Origin of the sequence: Mycobacterium sp. pUA109, assembly GCF_041287095.1 — a bacterium.
Taxonomy (GTDB): domain Bacteria; phylum Actinomycetota; class Actinomycetes; order Mycobacteriales; family Mycobacteriaceae; genus Mycobacterium.
In genome coordinates this window covers 1-17,478 of the sequence record NZ_JBGGKS010000004.1, presented here as the reverse complement: position 1 = coordinate 17,478, position 17,478 = coordinate 1, and the positions used below count along the sequence as shown (strand labels likewise).

At 70.6% G+C, this 17,478-nt stretch carries 15 protein-coding genes; 8 read left to right on the top strand and 7 right to left on the bottom strand.

What is annotated here, in order from left to right:
• The first annotated feature begins 10 nt into the window (after window positions 1-10).
• The 4 genes from ACAG26_RS05720 to ACAG26_RS05705 all read left to right on the top strand — a co-directional run bounded on the left by ACAG26_RS05720 (window position 11) and on the right by ACAG26_RS05705 (window position 5,009).
• Window positions 11-1,210, top strand: coding sequence for an argininosuccinate synthase (locus ACAG26_RS05720; RefSeq protein ID WP_370480414.1), 1,200 nt, complete (start codon window positions 11-13; stop codon window positions 1,208-1,210).
• Between the two features lie 91 nt (window positions 1,211-1,301).
• Complete coding sequence (gene argH, locus ACAG26_RS05715) at window positions 1,302-2,714, top strand: argininosuccinate lyase (protein ID WP_370480413.1); 1,413 nt, start codon at window positions 1,302-1,304, stop codon at window positions 2,712-2,714.
• An 82-nt stretch (window positions 2,715-2,796) separates the two neighbouring features.
• Complete coding sequence (locus ACAG26_RS05710) at window positions 2,797-4,518, top strand: serine/threonine-protein kinase PknH/PknJ (protein WP_370480412.1); 1,722 nt, start codon at window positions 2,797-2,799, stop codon at window positions 4,516-4,518.
• A complete protein-coding gene (locus ACAG26_RS05705) occupies window positions 4,515-5,009 on the top strand; it encodes a nuclear transport factor 2 family protein (protein WP_370480411.1) in 495 nt (164 codons plus the stop codon). The genes ACAG26_RS05710 and ACAG26_RS05705 overlap by 4 nt, the downstream gene beginning before the upstream one ends.
• Here ACAG26_RS05705 and ACAG26_RS05700 read toward each other — a convergent pair whose 3' ends face one another.
• Genes ACAG26_RS05700 through ACAG26_RS05685 form a run of 4 tightly spaced genes read right to left on the bottom strand, consistent with a single transcriptional unit; the run spans window position 5,010 to window position 9,705 of the window.
• On the bottom strand, window positions 5,010-5,945 hold the full coding sequence (locus ACAG26_RS05700; protein WP_370480410.1) for a Gfo/Idh/MocA family protein: 936 nt from the start codon (window positions 5,943-5,945) through the stop codon (window positions 5,010-5,012).
• Window positions 5,942-7,009, bottom strand: coding sequence for a Gfo/Idh/MocA family protein (locus tag ACAG26_RS05695; RefSeq protein ID WP_370480409.1), 1,068 nt, complete (start codon window positions 7,007-7,009; stop codon window positions 5,942-5,944). Before ACAG26_RS05695 ends, ACAG26_RS05700 begins: the two co-directional genes overlap by 4 nt.
• A gap of 56 nt (window positions 7,010-7,065) precedes the next feature.
• A complete protein-coding gene (locus tag ACAG26_RS05690) occupies window positions 7,066-8,847 on the bottom strand; it encodes an ABC-F family ATP-binding cassette domain-containing protein (RefSeq protein ID WP_370480408.1) in 1,782 nt (593 codons plus the stop codon).
• Window positions 8,848-8,877: 30 nt separating this feature from the next.
• Window positions 8,878-9,705 carry an acyl-CoA thioesterase gene (locus ACAG26_RS05685; protein WP_370480407.1) on the bottom strand — a complete coding sequence of 276 codons (828 nt, stop codon included), beginning with the start codon at window positions 9,703-9,705 and terminating at the stop codon, window positions 8,878-8,880.
• Between the two features lie 169 nt (window positions 9,706-9,874).
• On the opposite strand from ACAG26_RS05685, the gene ACAG26_RS05680 reads away from it, so the two are divergent.
• The gene (locus ACAG26_RS05680; RefSeq protein ID WP_370480406.1) at window positions 9,875-12,844 is read left to right on the top strand and encodes an acyl-CoA synthetase; all 2,970 of its coding nucleotides are present in this window, start codon (window positions 9,875-9,877) and stop codon (window positions 12,842-12,844) included.
• 28 nt (window positions 12,845-12,872) lie between these two features.
• Window positions 12,873-13,103, top strand: a complete 231-nt coding sequence (locus ACAG26_RS05675) for a Trm112 family protein (protein WP_370480405.1) — start codon at window positions 12,873-12,875, stop codon at window positions 13,101-13,103.
• On the opposite strand, the gene ACAG26_RS05670 is transcribed toward ACAG26_RS05675, so the two are convergent.
• From ACAG26_RS05670 to ACAG26_RS05660, 3 genes are read right to left on the bottom strand one after another with little or no spacing between them, the layout of a single operon-like run.
• A complete protein-coding gene (locus ACAG26_RS05670) occupies window positions 13,069-13,683 on the bottom strand; it encodes a TetR family transcriptional regulator (RefSeq protein ID WP_370480404.1) in 615 nt (204 codons plus the stop codon). The genes ACAG26_RS05675 and ACAG26_RS05670 overlap by 35 nt on opposite strands.
• A 2-nt stretch (window positions 13,684-13,685) precedes the next feature.
• On the bottom strand, window positions 13,686-14,435 hold the full coding sequence (locus tag ACAG26_RS05665; protein WP_370480703.1) for an ABC transporter permease: 750 nt from the start codon (window positions 14,433-14,435) through the stop codon (window positions 13,686-13,688).
• An 8-nt stretch (window positions 14,436-14,443) separates the two neighbouring features.
• Window positions 14,444-15,211, bottom strand: a complete 768-nt coding sequence (locus tag ACAG26_RS05660; protein ID WP_370480403.1) for an ABC transporter ATP-binding protein — start codon at window positions 15,209-15,211, stop codon at window positions 14,444-14,446.
• 65 nt (window positions 15,212-15,276) lie between these two features.
• Here ACAG26_RS05660 and ACAG26_RS05655 point away from each other — a divergent pair, with 65 nt between their 5' ends.
• Both ACAG26_RS05655 and tyrS read left to right on the top strand, forming a co-directional pair.
• Complete coding sequence (locus tag ACAG26_RS05655; RefSeq protein ID WP_370480402.1) at window positions 15,277-15,897, top strand: DNA-3-methyladenine glycosylase; 621 nt, start codon at window positions 15,277-15,279, stop codon at window positions 15,895-15,897.
• A 31-nt stretch (window positions 15,898-15,928) separates the two neighbouring features.
• Window positions 15,929-17,197, top strand: a complete 1,269-nt coding sequence (gene tyrS / locus ACAG26_RS05650; RefSeq protein ID WP_370480401.1) for a tyrosine--tRNA ligase — start codon at window positions 15,929-15,931, stop codon at window positions 17,195-17,197.
• The last annotated feature ends 281 nt before the right edge of the window (window positions 17,198-17,478 follow it).

Sequence of the window (17,478 nt, the reverse complement as noted above, 5' to 3'; positions counted from 1 at the left end):
AGACACAGTCATGTCCGAGCGCGTCATTCTGGCGTATTCCGGCGGTTTGGACACCTCGGTGGCGATCAGCTGGATCGGCAAAGAGACCGGCCGCGAGGTCGTCGCCGTCGCCATCGACCTCGGCCAGGGCGGTGAGGACATGGAGGTGGTGCGGCAACGCGCCTTGGACTGCGGCGCGGTCGAGGCGGTGGTGGTCGACGCCCGCAACGAATTCGCCGACGAATACTGCCTGCCCACCATCCAATCCAACGCGCTGTACATGGACCGCTACCCGTTGGTGTCGGCGATCAGCCGGCCGCTGATCGTCAAGCACCTGGTGGCCGCGGCCCGCGAGCACGGCGGCGGCATCGTCGCGCACGGCTGCACCGGCAAGGGCAACGACCAGGTCCGCTTCGAGGTCGGATTCGCCTCGCTGGCACCGGATCTGGAGGTGCTGGCCCCGGTCCGCGACTACGCCTGGACCCGGGAGAAGGCCATCGCGTTCGCCGAGGAGAACGCGATCCCGATCAACGTCACCAAACGCTCCCCGTTCTCCATCGACCAGAACGTGTGGGGCCGCGCGGTGGAAACCGGGTTCCTGGAGCACCTGTGGAACGCGCCGACCAAGGATGTCTACGACTACACCGAGGACCCCACCGTCAACTGGAACACCCCCGACGAGGTGATCGTCGGGTTCGAGCGGGGCGTTCCGGTGTCCATCGACGGCCGCGCCGTCACCGTCCTGCAGGCCATCGAGGAACTCAACCGGCGCGCCGGCGCCCAGGGGGTGGGGCGCCTGGACGTCGTCGAGGACCGGCTGGTGGGCATCAAGAGCCGCGAGATCTACGAGGCGCCCGGGGCGATGGTGCTGATCACCGCGCACACCGAACTCGAGCACGTCACCCTGGAGCGGGAATTGGGCCGGTTCAAACGCCACACCGACCAGAAATGGGGCGAACTGGTGTACGACGGGCTGTGGTATTCGCCGCTGAAGACCGCGCTGGAGGCGTTCGTCGCCCACACCCAGCAGCACGTGTCCGGGGAGATCCGGCTGGTGCTGCACGGCGGGCACATCGCGGTGAACGGGCGGCGCAGCAGCGAATCCCTATACGACTTCAACCTGGCCACCTACGACGAGGGCGACACCTTCGACCAGTCCGCGGCGAAGGGGTTCGTGCACGTGCACGGCCTGAGCTCCAAGATCTCCGCCCGCCGGGACCTGGGCTCGTGACGTCCCCTCTTGCGCGAGCGTGCGTGTCCCCGGTCGACACGCCGGGGGAAAACCCGGGTTTGCGCACGCTCGCGCCGGGAGCGACGCCCCGATGAGCACCAACGAGGGGTCGCTGTGGGGCGGGCGGTTCGCCGAAGGCCCCGCCGACGCGCTGGCCGCGTTGAGCAAATCCACCCACTTCGACTGGGTGCTGGCGCCCTACGACATCGCCGCGTCCAAAGCCCACGCCAAAGTCCTGCACACCGCCGGGCTGCTCACCGCCGAGCAGCGTGACGGGTTGCTGGCCGGACTGGATGCCCTGGGCGCCGACGTCGCCGACGGCAGCTTCGGTCCGCTGGTCACCGACGAGGACGTGCACGGGGCGCTGGAGCGGGGCCTGATCGACCGGGTCGGACCCGACTTGGGTGGCCGGTTGCGGGCCGGCCGGTCCCGCAACGACCAGGTGGCCACCCTGTTTCGGATGTGGCTGCGGGACGCGGTGCGCCGGGTGGCCGCCGGTGTGCTCGACGTCGTCGACGCGCTGGCCACCCAGGCCGCCGCCCACCCCGCCGCCATCATGCCCGGCAAGACCCACCTGCAGTCCGCGCAGCCGGTGCTGCTGGCCCATCATCTGCTGGCCCACGCCCACCCGTTGCTGCGCGACGTCGACCGGATCGCCGACTTCGACGCCCGGGCCGCGGTGTCCCCGTACGGATCCGGGGCGCTGGCCGGCTCCTCGCTGGGACTGGACCCCGACGCCATCGCCGCCGAACTCGGATTCGCCGCGGCCGCCGACAACTCGATCGACGCCACCGCGGCCCGCGACTTCGCCGCCGAGGCGGGGTTCGTGTTCGCGATGATCGCCGTCGACCTGTCCCGGCTGGCCGAGGACATCATCCTGTGGAGCTCCACCGAATTCGGCTACGTCACCCTGCACGACTCGTGGTCGACCGGCAGCTCGATCATGCCGCAGAAGAAGAACCCCGACATCGCCGAACTGGCCCGCGGCAAATCCGGTCGGCTGATCGGCAACCTGACCGGGCTGCTGGCGACGCTGAAGGCGCAGCCGCTGGCCTACAACCGGGACCTGCAGGAAGACAAAGAACCGGTCTTCGATTCGGTGGCGCAGCTGGAGCTGCTGCTGCCGGCGCTGGCCGGCCTGGTGGGCACCCTGACCTTCGACGTCGACCGGATGGCCGCGCTGGCGCCCGCCGGCTACACGCTGGCCACCGACATCGCCGAATGGCTGGTGCGCCAAGGTGTTCCGTTCCGCGTCGCCCACGAGACCGCCGGTGCGGCGGTGCGGGCCGCCGAACGCCGCGGTGTCGGCCTAGACGAACTCACCGACGACGAGCTGGCCGCGCTCAGCCCCGACCTCACCGCGCAGGTGCGCGAGGTGCTGACCGTCGAGGGCTCGGTGTCCTCCCGCGACGCCCGGGGCGGCACCGCGCCGACCCAGGTGGCCGCCCAGCTCGACACCGTGCACGAGGCCGCCGAACGGCTGCGGCGGCGACTGCGGCGCTGAGCGTCGCCATACCGGCTGGATCCACCGATCACCAAATCCGGTATGCGATACTGCTGACCGTGGCAAACGCTGGGCCGGGCGCGTGCTGACGGCCGGGACCGTGGTCGCCGGGTACCGCATCGAACGCGTTCTCGGTTCGGGCAGCGTGGGCACCGTGTACGCGGCGGCCCATCCCACGACGCCGCGCTGGGACGCGGTGAAGGTGATCTCCGCCGAACTGTCCCAAGACGCCGATTTCCGCGCCCGGTTCCTACGCGACGCCAACGCGGCCGCCGCGCTGGCCCATCCGCGGATCGTGCCGGTGTACGGCCTGGGGCAGACCGACGACGGCCGGCTGTGGATCGCGGCGCAGTTCATCGACGGCACCGACGCCGAGGCGGCGCTGCGCGCCGGCGCGATGACGCCGCAGCGCGCGGTGCACATCATCGGGCAGGTGGCCCAGGCGCTCGATTTCGCCCACGCCCACCAGATTGTGCACCGCAACCTCAAACCGGCCAACGTTCTGCTGTCCGCCGGCGGCGGACCGCAGGAGTCGGTGCTGTTGGGGGACTTCGGTACCGGGCTTGCCCTGCACGATGTGGGGATGATGGACGCCGAGCCGGTGATGGCCACGGTCGCCTACGCCGCCCCGGAGACGCTGTCGGGACAGGCTTTTGATGCGCGCGCCGACGTGTATTCGTTGGGTTGCACGCTGTTTCGGCTGCTGACCGGCAAGACCCCGTTCCCGGCCGGGAAAGGCCCGGCCGCGGTGCTGATGGCGCACCTGCAATCCCCGCCGCCGCGGATCACCGAGGTGGTCGCTGCGTTACCCGCCGCGCTGGACGAGGTGATCGCGACCGCGCTGGCCAAAGATCCCGCGGCGCGGTTCGGGTCGGCGAGCGCGCTGGCCGACGCGGCGGCCGCGGCGCTGCAGCAGGGGGCGCCGCCGGTCCCGGTGCCCAGCCAGCAGGTCAGCCCCTACCTGCGGCCGACCGCGCCGCAGCAGGGCGGTCCGGAAGTGGTGGTCACCTACGGCACCCCGGAGCTCGCCGGGGGAGCGCCGGCCCGCGCAGCGGGACGGCGGCGGGGCGCGCTGATCGGCGCCGTGGTGGGCGCCGCGGCGCTGGTCGCCGCGACGATTATCGCGGTGGTGGCCTGGCCCCGCGGCGGGCCGCCACCGGGCAGCCCGGCATCGTCGACGGCAGCGCAGCAGCCGTCGGCGGTGCAGGGGCCACCGGCCACCGCTGTGCCCGCCGCGGCGTTGCGGTCAATCCTGTTGACCGCCAGTGAGATCCCGGGCAACACCGGCGACACCGCGATGGTGCTCGAACACGACGGCACCGAGTTCGGCGACGCCGCCGCAACGATCGACAACCCGGCGTGTCTGAGCGCCTGGGCGCCGGCCCAACGGTCCACCTACGCCACCCCCACCCCGGCCGGTGTCGCGGTGCAGGAGCTGCGGGCGCTGTACCAGAAGCCCTGGCAGCACAGCGTGACCCAGGCCGTAGTGGCCTTCGGTTCGGTGGACGACGCGGGCCTGGCGCTGCAGCTGCAGCGCGCGGCGTGGGAACCGTGCGGGGGACAGACGGCCACCATCACGGCCCCCGGCGAACCCGCACAGCAGTGGCGGTTCGGCCCACCGGTCAACAAGGCGGGGTCCTACACCGTGGAGGCCACCCTCACCGGCGGCGACGCGACCTGCCAGCACGGGATCGAGCTGCAGGGCAACGTCGTGATCGACATTCGCCAGTGCGGGACCACCGGCGCGATCGACGTGAGCGCGCTGGTCAACGCGACCGCCAACAAGGTGCCGCGCCAACAATGACCGACCGCCGAACGGGCCCGCCGCCGCGACGCATCGTCGCGGTCACCGCGGCCGCCGTGATCGTCGCCGGGCTGCCCTCGTGCGGTCGGGCCATCCCCGGCCACCCGGTGGCGGTGTCGTCGCCGCCGGCCACATCGGCGCCGTCAGCGCCGGGTGCTCCCGCGCCGCCACCGCCGTCCGACGAAGACCAGGTGCGCCAGACGGTGATGGCGTTCCAGGATGCCTACAACACCCAAAAGTGGGACGACTACCGGGCGTTGATGTGCACGGCGATGCGCGACCGGTTCACCGATGCGGCGATGGACCTGCTCAAGAAGACCCGGGCCGCCCAGGGCCTGACCAACGTGACGGTCACCGGCGTCGACGTCGACGGCGACGCCGCCACCGCGACGCTGGATGCGCAGAACGAGATGCTGGGCCGGAGGACCATTCAGCTCAAACTGGCCCGGGAGGACGGCTGGAAGGTGTGCGTGCTGGAGCCGGTGCGTTGATCAGGCCGGCGCCTGGCACACCGGCTGGGCGCGCCCGGTGCGCAGCGCGGCCAACGCCGCCTCGGCGACGGCGTTGCCGGCGTATCCGTCGTAGGTCGACGGCCCGGTGATCGATCCGGCCACCACCGCGGCCAGCCAGGCCGCGTTTTGGGCGCGGTAGGCGCCGGCGAAGCGGTCGAACCAGCTGTCGGGCACCGGCGTCGGCGCGGCCAGGGTCAGGCCGCCGGCGCCGGTGAGAATGTCGCAGCCGATGTCGTAGCGCAGGCCCGGGCCCCGGCTCACCTCGACCACCCCCAAGACGCCCGACCGCGACGTCAGGGTGAGCAGCACGGTCAGCGCACTGTGGCTGGCCTTGGCCGTGGCCGACACCTGCGTGATCTCGTCGCCGGTGAACCACCGGAACAGGTCGACGTCGTGCGACGCGGTGCTGAGGATGAGCTTTTCGGCATCGAAGTCGTTGACCGACAACGGGTTACGGTGCCGCTGGGTGATCAGTATCGGGTCACCGACCCGGCCGGACCGCAGCATGTCGTGCATCCGGCGGTAATCGTCGTCGTAGCGCCGCATGTAGCCGACCTGGACGAGCCGGCGGCCGTGGGCGTGTTCGGCGTCGACCAACCGCCGCGAATCCTCGGTCGACGCGGTCAGCGGCTTCTCGCACAGCACGTAGATGCCCCGCGCGATGCAGGCGTCCACGATGCCGTGGTGGGTGTCGTCGGTGGTGGCCACCACCGCCGCGTCCACGCCGGCGGTGCGGGCACAGTTCAGTGGGTCGTAAAACACGGTTGCCGACGGCGCTCGGGCTCCGGCGCGGTCGGCGAACGGTGCATGGGCGTCGGCGACGGCGGTGATCTGCACCCGGGGCGCCAGGCCGGCGAACATCGCCAGGTGTGCCATCCCCATGTTGCCCAGCCCGATGAGGGCCAACCGGATCATGCGGGCACACCCGTCCAGGCGCCGCTGCGCACCGAGGTCGCGACCGCGTCGTGAATCATGGCCGCCCGCAACCCGTCACCGAACAGCGGCAGCCCGTCGGGGGCCGCACCGGTGCGGACCGCGTCATACACGTCGGCGACGAACAGGTTGAAACAGTCCTGGTAGCCCTGCGGATGCCCGCTGGGCAGCAACGAATACCGGGCGCTGCCCGCCGTCAAGGACTCGGTGTCGCGGGCCAGCACGCTGGTGGCCCGCAGCCCGCCGATGAGGAGCAGGTCGGGGTGTTCCTGATCGAACTGCACGGCGATCTCGGGGCCGTCAAAGGAGAACGCCAGCTGGTTCTTGCGGCCCGGTGAGGCTTGGCTGACCACGACACCGCCCACCGCGCCCCGGTCGGTGCGGAACATGACGACCGCACCGTCGTCGCGGCGGTCCCGCCCCGGCGCGCTGGCCTCGGCCGCGCACACGGCGGTGATCCGTTGCCCGGTCACGAATTCCATCAGGTCACACCAGTGGGAGCCGATGTCGGCGAACGTCATCGACACCCCGCTTTGCGCCGGATCCGACCGCCAGCCCGCCGGATCATGGTTGGCCATGTAGTCCTGCAGATAGCCGCCGTGGATCAGCCACACCGGCGCATCGGCCAGCCGCGCCCGGGCTTCGCGCACCATCGGGTAGAAGCGGTAGATGAACGGCACCGCGGCCACCGCATCGGTTTGCGTCGCCGCCCGCACCAGCGCCTGCGCGTCGGGCAGCGCGGTGGCCAACGGCTTTTCGCAGATGACGTGCTTGCCCGCGGCCAGCGCGGCCGCGGCCTGCGCATAGTGCAGGGCGTTGGGGGTGCAGACGTGCACCACGTCGACGTCGTCGGCGTCGAGGATGTCCTGGACGGTGGCGGGGCGCTGCGCGCCGAGCCGGTCGGCGGCGGCCGCACTGCGCTGCGGGGTGCTGGCGCAGATCGCGGCCAGCTGCCCGCCGGCGCGGTGCACGGCGTGGGCGTGCACCGACCCGACCATTCCGGTGCCGATGATCGCACTACGCAGACTGCGGGTAGGGGTGACCACGGCTCTCCTCGCGTCCTGGGTGCGACGGTTTGAGGGTAGTGCGTTGCCGCGGGGGGCTACTGCACAATTTCCGAGAGCTCCAACCAGCGGCTCTCCTTGACGGCGACCTCGTCCTCCAGGGCGCGCAACTCCTGCGTCAACCGGGCGAGCCCGACGTGGTCGGTGTGGTCATGCTCGGCGAGTTCGTGATGCTTGGCGGTGATCCGCTCAGCCAGTCGGGCCAGCGCCCGATCGATCGCCGCGATCTCTTTTTCGATCGCGCGCAGCTCAGCGCCGGAAACTGTTGCGGCCGAAGGCGCCACGGACGGTCCGGCAGGTTCCGGGGCCGCCGCCCGCGCCGCCGCGGCCAGCCGCAGATACTCGTCGACGCCGCCGGGCAGGTGCCGCAGCCGGCCGTCGAGGATCGCGTACTGCTGATCGGTGACCCGCTCCAGCAGGTACCGGTCGTGCGAGACCACGATCAAGGTGCCCGGCCAGGAGTCCAGCAGATCCTCGGTGGCGGCCAGCATGTCGGTGTCCACGTCGTTGGTGGGCTCGTCGAGCACCAGCACATTCGGCTCGGTCAGCACGGTGAGCATCAGCTGCAGCCGGCGCCGCTGCCCGCCGGAGAGCTCACCGACCCGCGCCGACAGCTGGCCGCGGGCGAACCCCAACCGCTCCAACAGCTGAGCCGGGGTCAGCTCCCGCCCGTCGACCTGATAGCCGGCGCGCAGCCGACCCAGCACATCGGCGACCCGATCCTGCGCCAGCGAAACCAGCTCGGTGGACTGCTGATCCAGCATCGCCAGCCGAACGGTCTTGCCCCGCTTGACCCGTCCGGTGTCCGGTTGCACGGTCCCGGCGATCAGCCCCAGCAGGGTGGACTTGCCGGCGCCGTTGGCACCCACGATCCCGCTGCGTTCGCCGGGCCCGATCCGCCATTCGACGTCGCGCAGCACCGGGCGGCCATCGAAGGAGACCGACACGTCCAGCAGGTCGATGACCTCCTTGCCCAGCCGCGCGGTCGCCAGCTTCGCCAGCTCGACGGTGTTGCGCAGCGGGGGCACGTCGGCGATCAGCTGGTTGGCGGCCTCGATCCGGAACTTCGGCTTCGACGTGCGGGCCGGTGCGCCGCGGCGCAGCCAGGCCAGCTCCTTGCGCATCAGGTTCTGCCGCTTGGCCTCGGCCGCGGCGGCCACCCGGTCGCGCTCCACCCGGGCCAGCACATAGGCCGCGTACCCGCCCTCGAACGGCTCCACGATCCCGTCGTGCACTTCCCACGTCGTGGTGGCCACCTCGTCGAGAAACCAGCGGTCGTGGGTCACCAGCAGCAGGCCGCCGGTGTTGCGGGCCCAGCGCCCCCGCAGATGCCCGGCCAGCCAGGTGATGCCCTCGATGTCGAGGTGGTTGGTGGGTTCGTCGAGGGCGATCACATCCCAGTCGTGCACCAGCAGCGCGGCCAGTTGCACCCGTCGCCGCTGGCCGCCGGACAGGGTGGCAATGGTTGCCTCCCAGGCGATATCGGACACCAGTCCGGACACCACGTCGCGGACCCGCGGGTTGGCCGCCCATTCGTGGTCGGCCTGATCGCCGACCAGCGTCCACCCGACCGTGCGCGCCGGGTCGAGGGTGTCGGTTTGGTCGAGGGCGCCGACCCGCAAACCGCTGCGCTGGGTCACCCGCCCCGAATCCGGCCGCACCCGACCGGTGAGCAACCCCAGCAGAGTCGATTTGCCGTCGCCGTTGCGGCCCACGATGCCGATCCGCGCGCCGTCGTTGACGCCCAGGCTCACCGACTCGAACACGACCTGGGTCGGGTATTCCAGATGGACCGCCTCGGCCCCCAACAGGTGTGCCACCGGGCAGACCTTAGACCACGACGCGGGGTGTCACAGCCGCCACAGCGCCTCTTGGGTGGTGCTGGCGATCAACGCGCCGGGCGCGTCGTACAGCGACCCGACCGCCAGGCCCCGCGCGTCGGCGTTGTTGACCGAGCCGACTTCGTAGCGGTGCCACGCGTTGGGCCAAAACGGCCGGTGAAACCACACCGCGTGATCCAGGCTGGTGGTGAATCCGGCGCCCGGCACCACCGGGACGCCGGGTGGGCGCGCCGCCGGCACCGGGCCGAAATCGGACATGAACGTCAGCGTGCAGGCGCGCAGCAGCGGGTCGTCCTCGATCGGGTCGCGGACCCGGATCCAAAACGGCGGTACCGCGAACGGGGACACATCGTCGGGACGGGTGCGGATCTCGAACCGGTCGGCGAATTCGATGGCCGGATGTTTGGGTGCCGCATCGTCCAGGGGGACGGTGGGCTCGCGGCGCGGATGCCAATCGGCGCCCGGTTCCGGTCGGTGAAACGAGGCGATCATCTCCAGGATGACCGCGTCGTCCTGGCGGGCCGTGACCCGACGGGTGTCGAACGAGCGTCCGGTGCGGGTGCGTTCCACCTGCAGTTCGACGTCGACGCCGTAGCGGCCGCCGCGCACGAAATACAGGTGCAGCGACTGCGGATGTTTGCCGGCGTCCACGGTGGCGCCGGCGGCGCCGAGCGCCTGGGCGGCGATGAGCCCCCCGAACAGCCGCGACCCGGGACCGCGGTCGGAGTTGGCCGCCACGAACGTGTCGCCGTCGCGGTCGAACCGCAGCAACCGGGCGACCCAACTGCGCTCGTCGGGGTGGCCGTGTCGGGTCCGGGCGTTTTCGGTTGCCGTCATCGATTGCTCAGCCTATCGACCGCTTGGTTGAGGGGTGTGGCGGGCTCGCCGGTCCTCCGCTGGCAGAACGCGCCAACACGGCGTTGAACGGGCCTTATGATGTGCAGGCCATCGGGCCAAATCGGCGGCGGCAACATTAACCCAGGGGAGCGCACGGGTGGAGCTGAATATGTCGGCGGTCAAGCGACCGATCGAGCGTCTGATGGCCACCGCGCAAAACGGCCTGGAGGTGTTGCGGCTGGGTGGCCTGGAAACCGGCACGGTCCCGTCGCCGTTCCAGATCGTCGAAAGCGTGCCGATGTACAAGCTGCGACGTTACTTTCCGCCGGACAACCGGCCCGGTCAGCCGCCCGCGGGCCCGCCGGTGCTGATGGTGCACCCGATGATGATGTCGGCGAACATGTGGGATGTCACCCGGGAGGACGGCGCGGTCGGCATCCTGCACGCCGCCGGCCTCGATCCCTGGGTCATCGACTTCGGCTCACCCGACGAGGTCGAGGGCGGGATGCGGCGCAACCTCGCCGACCACGTCGTCGCGCTCAGCGAAGCGATCGACACGGTCAAGGACACCACCGGCCACAACGTGCACTTGGCGGGGTACTCCCAAGGCGGCATGTTCTGCTACCAGACGGCGGCGTTCCGGCGGTCCAAGGACCTGTCCAGCATCGTGGCGTTCGGCTCCCCGGTGGACACGTTGGCCGCGCTGCCGATGGGGGTGCCCTCCAACATCGCCGCCGGGGCCGCCGACTTCATGGCCGATCACGTCTTCAACCGGCTCGACATTCCGAGCTGGTTGGCGCGCACCGGTTTTCAGCTGATGGACCCGCTCAAGACCGCCAAGGCGCGCATCGACTTCCTGCGTCAGCTGCACGACCGGGAGGCGCTGCTGCCGCGCGAACAGCAGCGCCGGTTCTTGGACTCCGAAGGCTGGATCGCCTGGTCGGGTCCGGCGGTTTCGGAGCTGCTCAAACAGTTCATCGCCCACAACCGGATGATGACCGGTGGCTTCGCGATCCACGGCCAACTGGTCACCCTCACCGACATCACCTGCCCGGTGCTGGCCTTCGTCGGCGAGGTCGACGACATCGGCCAGCCCGCCGCGGTGCGCGGCATCCGGCGCGCCGCGCCGAACGCCGACGTCTACGAATACCTGCTGCGGGCCGGGCATTTCGGTCTGGTGGTGGGTTCCAAGGCGGCGGAGGAGACCTGGCCGACCGTTGCCGAGTGGGTGCTGTGGCTGTCCGCTGGCGGGTCACGGCCGGTGGGTGTGACGCCGATGGCCGACCAACCCGACGAACCGTCCGACAGCGGGGTGGCCATCAGTTCCCGGGTGGCGCACGGGCTCGGCGAGGCCTCCGAGGTGGCGCTGTCGCTGGCCCGCGGCGCGGCCGAAGCCGTGGTGGCGGCGAACAAATCGGTGCGCGCGCTGGCCGTGGAGACGGTCCGCACGTTGCCCCGGCTGGCTCGACTGGGCCAGATCAACGACCACACCCGGATCTCGTTGGGCCGCATCATCGGCGAGCAGGCCAACGATGCCCCCGGCGGCGAATTCCTGCTGTTCGACGGCCGGGTGCACACCTACGAAGCCGTCGACCGCCGGATCAACAACGTGGTGCGCGGCCTGATCCAGGTCGGGGTGCGCCAGGGCGTGCACGTCGGGGTGCTGATGGAGACCCGGCCTTCCGCCCTGGTCGCCATCGCCGCGCTGTCCCGGCTGGGCGCGGTCGCGGTGCTGATGCCGCCCGACGGGGACCTGGCCGAGGCGGCCCGGATCGGGGGAGTGGGCGAGATCCTGACCGACCCCACCAATCTCGACGCCGCGCGCCAATTGCCGTGCCAGGTCCTGGTTCTCGGCGGCGGGGAGTCGCGGGATCTGCACCTGCCCCACGATGCCGACGTGATCGATATGGAGCAGATCGACCCGGACGCCGTCGAGCTGCCCGGCTGGTACCGGCCCAACCCGGGCCTGGCCCGGGACCTGGCGTTCGTCGCGTTCAGCACCGCCGGCGGTGAGCTGGTCGCCAAGCAGATCACCAACTATCGCTGGGCGTTGTCGGCGTTCGGCACCGCGTCGACGGCCGCGCTGGGCCGCAGCGACACGGTGTACTGCCTGACCCCGCTGCACCACGAGTCCGGGCTGCTGGTCAGCCTCGGCGGCGCCGTGGTCGGTGGTGCCCGCATCGCGCTGTCGCGGGGTTTGTGTCCGGACCGGTTTGTCGCCGAGGTGCGCCAATACGGCGTCACCGTGGTGTCCTACACCTGGGCGATGCTGCGCGACGTGATCGACGACCCCGAGTTCGTGTTGCACGGCAACCACCCGGTGCGGTTGTTCATCGGCTCGGGGATGCCGACCGGGCTGTGGCGCCGGGTGGTGGAGGCGTTCGCCCCGGCCCATGTGGTCGAATTCTTCGCCACCACCGATGGGCAGGCGGTGCTGGCCAACGTGTCCGGCGCCAAGGTCGGCAGCAAGGGCCGGCTCCTGCCCGGCGCCGGCCACGTCGAACTGGCCGCCTACGACCCCGATCATGATCTGATCCTGGAAACCGACCGGGGCTTCGTGCAGGTCGCCGAGACCAACGAGGTCGGGGTGCTGCTCGCGCAGCCCCGCGGCCCGATCGATCCGAGCGCGTCGGTCAAACGCGGGGTGTTCGCGCCCGCCGACACCTGGATCTCCACCGAATACCTGTTCCGGCGCGACGCCGACGGCGACTACTGGATGGTGGGCGGGCGCGGTTCGGTGCTGCACACCGCGCGTGGCGTCGTGTACCCGGTGGCGATCACCGACGCCCTGGGCCTGATCACCGGTGTCGACCTGGTGGCGACCTACCCGGTCTCGGCGCACGGTCAACAGGTCGCGGTGTCGGCGGTGACGCTGCGCCCGGGTGCGACGATCACCGCCGCGGATCTCCTCGAGGCGGTGGCCGGCATGCCCGTCGGGCTGGGCCCCGACATCGTGCACGTGGTGCCCGGGCTGCCGCTGAGCGCCGTCTACCGCCCGGCGGTCGGTGCGTTGCGCGCCGCCGGCATCCCCAAAGCGGGACGGCAGACCTGGTATTTCGACGTCCAAGACAATCAGTTCAAGCGGCTGACCGCCGCGGTGCGCACCGAGCTGTTCGACGGCGCCGTGCAGCACGGCTAGCGCCGGCGGCCCCGCGGTAGGCTGCGGCATGCCCTCTGATCGGCACCCGCTGCCGCCGGAACTGTTGAGCATCGTGGTCTGCCCCGCCGACCGTGGTCCGCTGCTGCTGATCGATGACCTGCTGTACAACCCGCGGCTGCGGCGCGCCTACCGCATCGACGACGGCATCCCGGTGCTGCTGGTCGACGAGGCCCGCGACGTGGGCGACGACGAGCACGCCCGGCTCATGGCGCGGGCAGCTCCGGCGGATCCCCGGTGAGATAGCGCTGCAGATTCGGCGCGATCGTCGCCGCGAGCTGCTCGGCCGGCAGCGAGGCGAACGGCTCCAGTTTCAGGATGTAGCGCACCATCACCACCCCCATCAGCTGGGACGCCACGAACTGGATGCGCACCGGACCGGTTCCGGGCGGGTCGTCGACCCGCGGCCCCACCTCGGCGGTGATCACGTCTTGCAGAAACGTGCGGATCAGGCCGACCTCGTCGTCGGCCAGGATCGAGCGCAACCGGGCGATAAAACCCAATCCCGCCTCGGAATCCCACAGCGGCACCAGCAGCGACGGCAGCGTGTAGCCCAGCGCCTCGACCGGGGTCTCCCGCAGCGGGCCGATCACCTGCATCGGATCGATCGGGATCTCGATCGCCGCGGCGAACAGCTGCTGTTTGGTGCCGAAGTAGTGATGCACCAGCGCCGAATCCACCCCGGCGGCGGTGGCCACCGCCCGGATCGAGGTGTTGGCAAACCCGTTGCGGGCGAACAATTCGCGGGCTTCGGCCAGGATCCGCTTCCGGGTGTCGGAGGTGCCCGGCGGACGGCCGGGACGCTTGCGCCGTGCGACCATCGTTACGGGGTCCGTCGGCGCAGCGTCGCCGCCGCCAGGCCCAGGGCGGCGATGGCGAAACCGAGCACGACCACGATGTCGCGCACCGCGATCCCGGTCAGCTCCGGATGCGCGCCCACCTGCTGCAGCGCCTCCAGCGCGTAACTGGCCGGCAGCACATTGCTGATCCACTGCAGCCAGGTCGCCATCAGCGCGCGGGGCACGATGATGCCGGCCAGCAGCAGCTGCGGCACCATGATCAGCGGGATGAACTGCACGGCTTGAAACTCGGTGCGGGCGAAGGCGCTACACAACAAACCCAGCCCCACCCCGAGCACCGCGTTGACGATCGCGATGACAAACACCCACACCGGGCTGCCGGCGGTGTCGAAGCCGAGCAACCAAAACGCCACCCCGCACGCCAACACGGCTTGGGCGGCCGCGGCGATCGAGAACGCGGTCCCGTAGGCGATCAGCAGGTCGAACCGGCGCAGCGGCGTGGTCAGGATGCGCTCCAGGGTGCCCGACGCCCGTTCCCGCTGCATGGTGATCGAGGTGATCACGAACATCAAAAACAGCGGGAACAGGCCCAGCAGGATCAGGCAGGCGTTGTTGAACGGCGACGGGGTGCCGGGCCGGTGCGGCGCGTTTTCGAACATGAAATACATCAGCGTGATGACCAGCACCGGCACCAACAGGATCATCGCCACGCTGCGACGGTCGGCGGCCAGCTGGCGCAGGATCCGCGCCGTGGTGGCCGCATACGCCCGCAGCGGGGCGCCTAGCCGGCCTGCGGCGCGGTGCTGCGGGCGATCATGGACAGGAACGCGTCCTCCAGTGACGGACATCCGGTGTCCTCTCGTAGTTGGGTTCCGGTGGTGTGGGCCACCAGATGACCGTCACGCATCAGCAGCAGGTCATCGCAGTGGTCGGCCTCGTCCAGCACGTGGCTGGACACCAGCAAGGTGATGCCGTCGCGGGCCAGGGTGGCGAACTGCCGCCACAGATCCACCCGCAACACCGGGTCCAGGCCCACCGTGGGCTCGTCGAGCACCAGCAGGTCGGGTTGACACACCAGCGCGCAGGCCAGCGACACCCGGGTGCGTTGCCCCCCGGACAGGTTGGCGCAATAGGCGGTGGCGTGATCGGTCAAGCCCACCCGCTCGATGGCGGTGTCGGCGGCGCCGGTGTCGAACCCGTACAGCGACGCGAAATAGCGGACATTGTCGAGGATGCGCAGATCGTCGTAGATGGTCGGGTCCTGCGGCATGTAACCCACCCGGTGGCGCAGCGGGCCGGTGCCGGCCGGTTTTCCGAGCACGGTCACCGTCCCGGAGGTGACGATCTGGGTGCCGACGATGCACCGCATCAGGGTGGTCTTGCCGCAGCCGGACGGGCCGAGCAGGCCGGTGATGGTGCCGCGGGCCACCTGCACCGAGAAGTCGTGCAGCGCGGGGCGTTTACCGCGGATCACCCGCAGGTGCTCGATGGCGACCGCCGGTTCGGCGGCCCCCCGCCGCAGTAATTCATCACTCGATGAACTCATCATGTGATGAATATGCGCGCGCCGGTGCCGGGTTGTCAAGGGCCGCCGCCCCGGCAGAATCGGGTCCGGTGAGTACAGACGAGTTAGCGCAGCTGGCGGTCGACCCGGTCGCGGCCGCGCGCCGGGTGCTCGGCGCCACGCTGCGCGGGCGCGGCGTGGCCGCCACGATCGTTGAGGTCGAGGCCTACGGCGGCGTGCCCGACGGCCCCTGGCCGGACGCGGCCGCGCACTCCTACCGCGGCCCCAACGGCCGCAACGCGGTGATGTTCGGGCCGCCCGGTCGCCTGTACACCTACCGCAGCCACGGCATCCACGTCTGCGCCAATGTCGCCTGCGGCCCGGACGGGACCGCGGCCGCCGTCCTGCTGCGCGCCGCGGTCATCGAGGACGGCGTCGAGGCCGCCGTGTCCCGTCGCGGCGCGGCGGTGCGGCCGGCCGCCCTGGCGCGGGGACCGGGCAACCTGTGCTCGGCGTTGGGCATCACCATGGCCGACAACGGGGTTGACCTGTTCGATCCCGACAGCCCGGTGCGGCTGGAACTCGGCGACACCGTCACCGCCGTCAGCGGTCCCCGGGTCGGCATCAGCAAGGCCGCGGACCGGCCGTGGCGGCTGTGGCTGGCCGGATTGCCGGAGGTCTCGGCGTATCGGCGCAGCCCCCGGGCGCCGGCGCCGGGCGCCAGTGACTGACCGGCGGCGACGATCCGGGAAGATCTAGACCATGACGATCCTCGACGAGTTGGACTGGCGCGGACTGATCGCGCAGTCCACCGACCTCGACGCGTTGGCCGCCGCGACCGCGCCCGGGCCCCTCACCCTGTACGCCGGCTTCGACCCGACCGCGCCCAGCCTGCACGCCGGCAACATGGTGCCGCTGCTGGCGTTGCGCCGCTTCCAACGCGCCGGGCACCGCCCCATCGTGTTGGCCGGCGGCGCGACCGGCATGATCGGCGACCCCCGCGACGCCGGTGAGCGCACCCTCAACACCGCCGACACCGTCGCCGACTGGACCGAGCGGATCCGCGGACAACTGGAACGCTTCGTCGACTTCGACGACACCCCGACCGGCGCGATTATTGAGAACAATCTCACGTGGACCCGCGAGATGTCCGCGGTGGAGTTCCTCCGCGACGTCGGCAAGCACTTCTCGGTCAACGTGATGCTGGATCGCGACACCATCCGACGGCGCCTGGACGGCGACGGCATCTCGTACACGGAATTCAGTTACATGCTGCTGCAGGCCAACGACTACGTCGAACTGCACCGGCGGCACGGTTGCGCACTACAGATCGGCGGGTCCGACCAGTGGGGCAACATCATTGCCGGGGTGCGCCTGGTGCGCCAGCGGCTGGGCGCGACCGTGCACGCGCTGACCGTGCCGCTGGTGACGGCCGCCGACGGCACCAAGTTCGGCAAGTCCACCGGCGGCGGCAGCCTGTGGCTGGATCCCGAACTGACCAGCCCGTACGCCTGGTACCAGTACTTCGTCAACACCGCCGACGCCGACGTCATCCGCTACCTGCGCTGGTTCACCTTCCTGTCCGCCGACGAACTCGCGGAGTTGGCCGAGGCGACCGCGGACCGGCCCCAGGAGCGCGCCGCCCAGCGGCGGCTGGCCCGCGAGTTCACCACCTTGGTGCATGGCGAGGCGGCCACCGCGGCGGTCGAGCACGCCAGCCAGGCGTTGTTCGGCCGCGGTGAGCTGTCCCGGCTCGACGAGGCCACGTTGAGCGCCGCGCTGCGGGAGACCTCGGTGGCCGAGCTGGCGCCCGGCGGCCCGGACGGCATCGTGGATTTGCTGGTCGCCACCGGGCTGTCGGCGAGCAAGGGCGCCGCCCGGCGCACGATCGGCGAGGGCGGGGTGTCGGTCAACAACGTCCGGATCGACAGCGACGAGTGGGTGCCGCAGCACTCCGACTTCCTGCACGGCCGGTGGCTGGTGCTGCGCCGCGGCAAGCGCAACGTGGCCGGCGTCGAGCGCACCGGTTGATCTTGAACGAGGTCGAATAGTGCCTTCTAGCAGCCAATTTGACTCGGTGTTTCCACTCGCGTAACTTATGCATCGTCGTTGCGACGCGGTTAGCCCGCAGAGCGCGACGGCGTCCCAGAGGAGACACCACTTCGGTGGGGTTCCTCACTGTCCGCACTACCGATGCGCGGCTAATCGCCGCGGGTCGTCTGCGCGGTCGGAACGGGTGTGTTGTTTGAGAACTCAATAGTGTGTTTGGTGGTTTTTGTTTGTTGTTGTTTTTTGCCATGCCTTTGACTGCC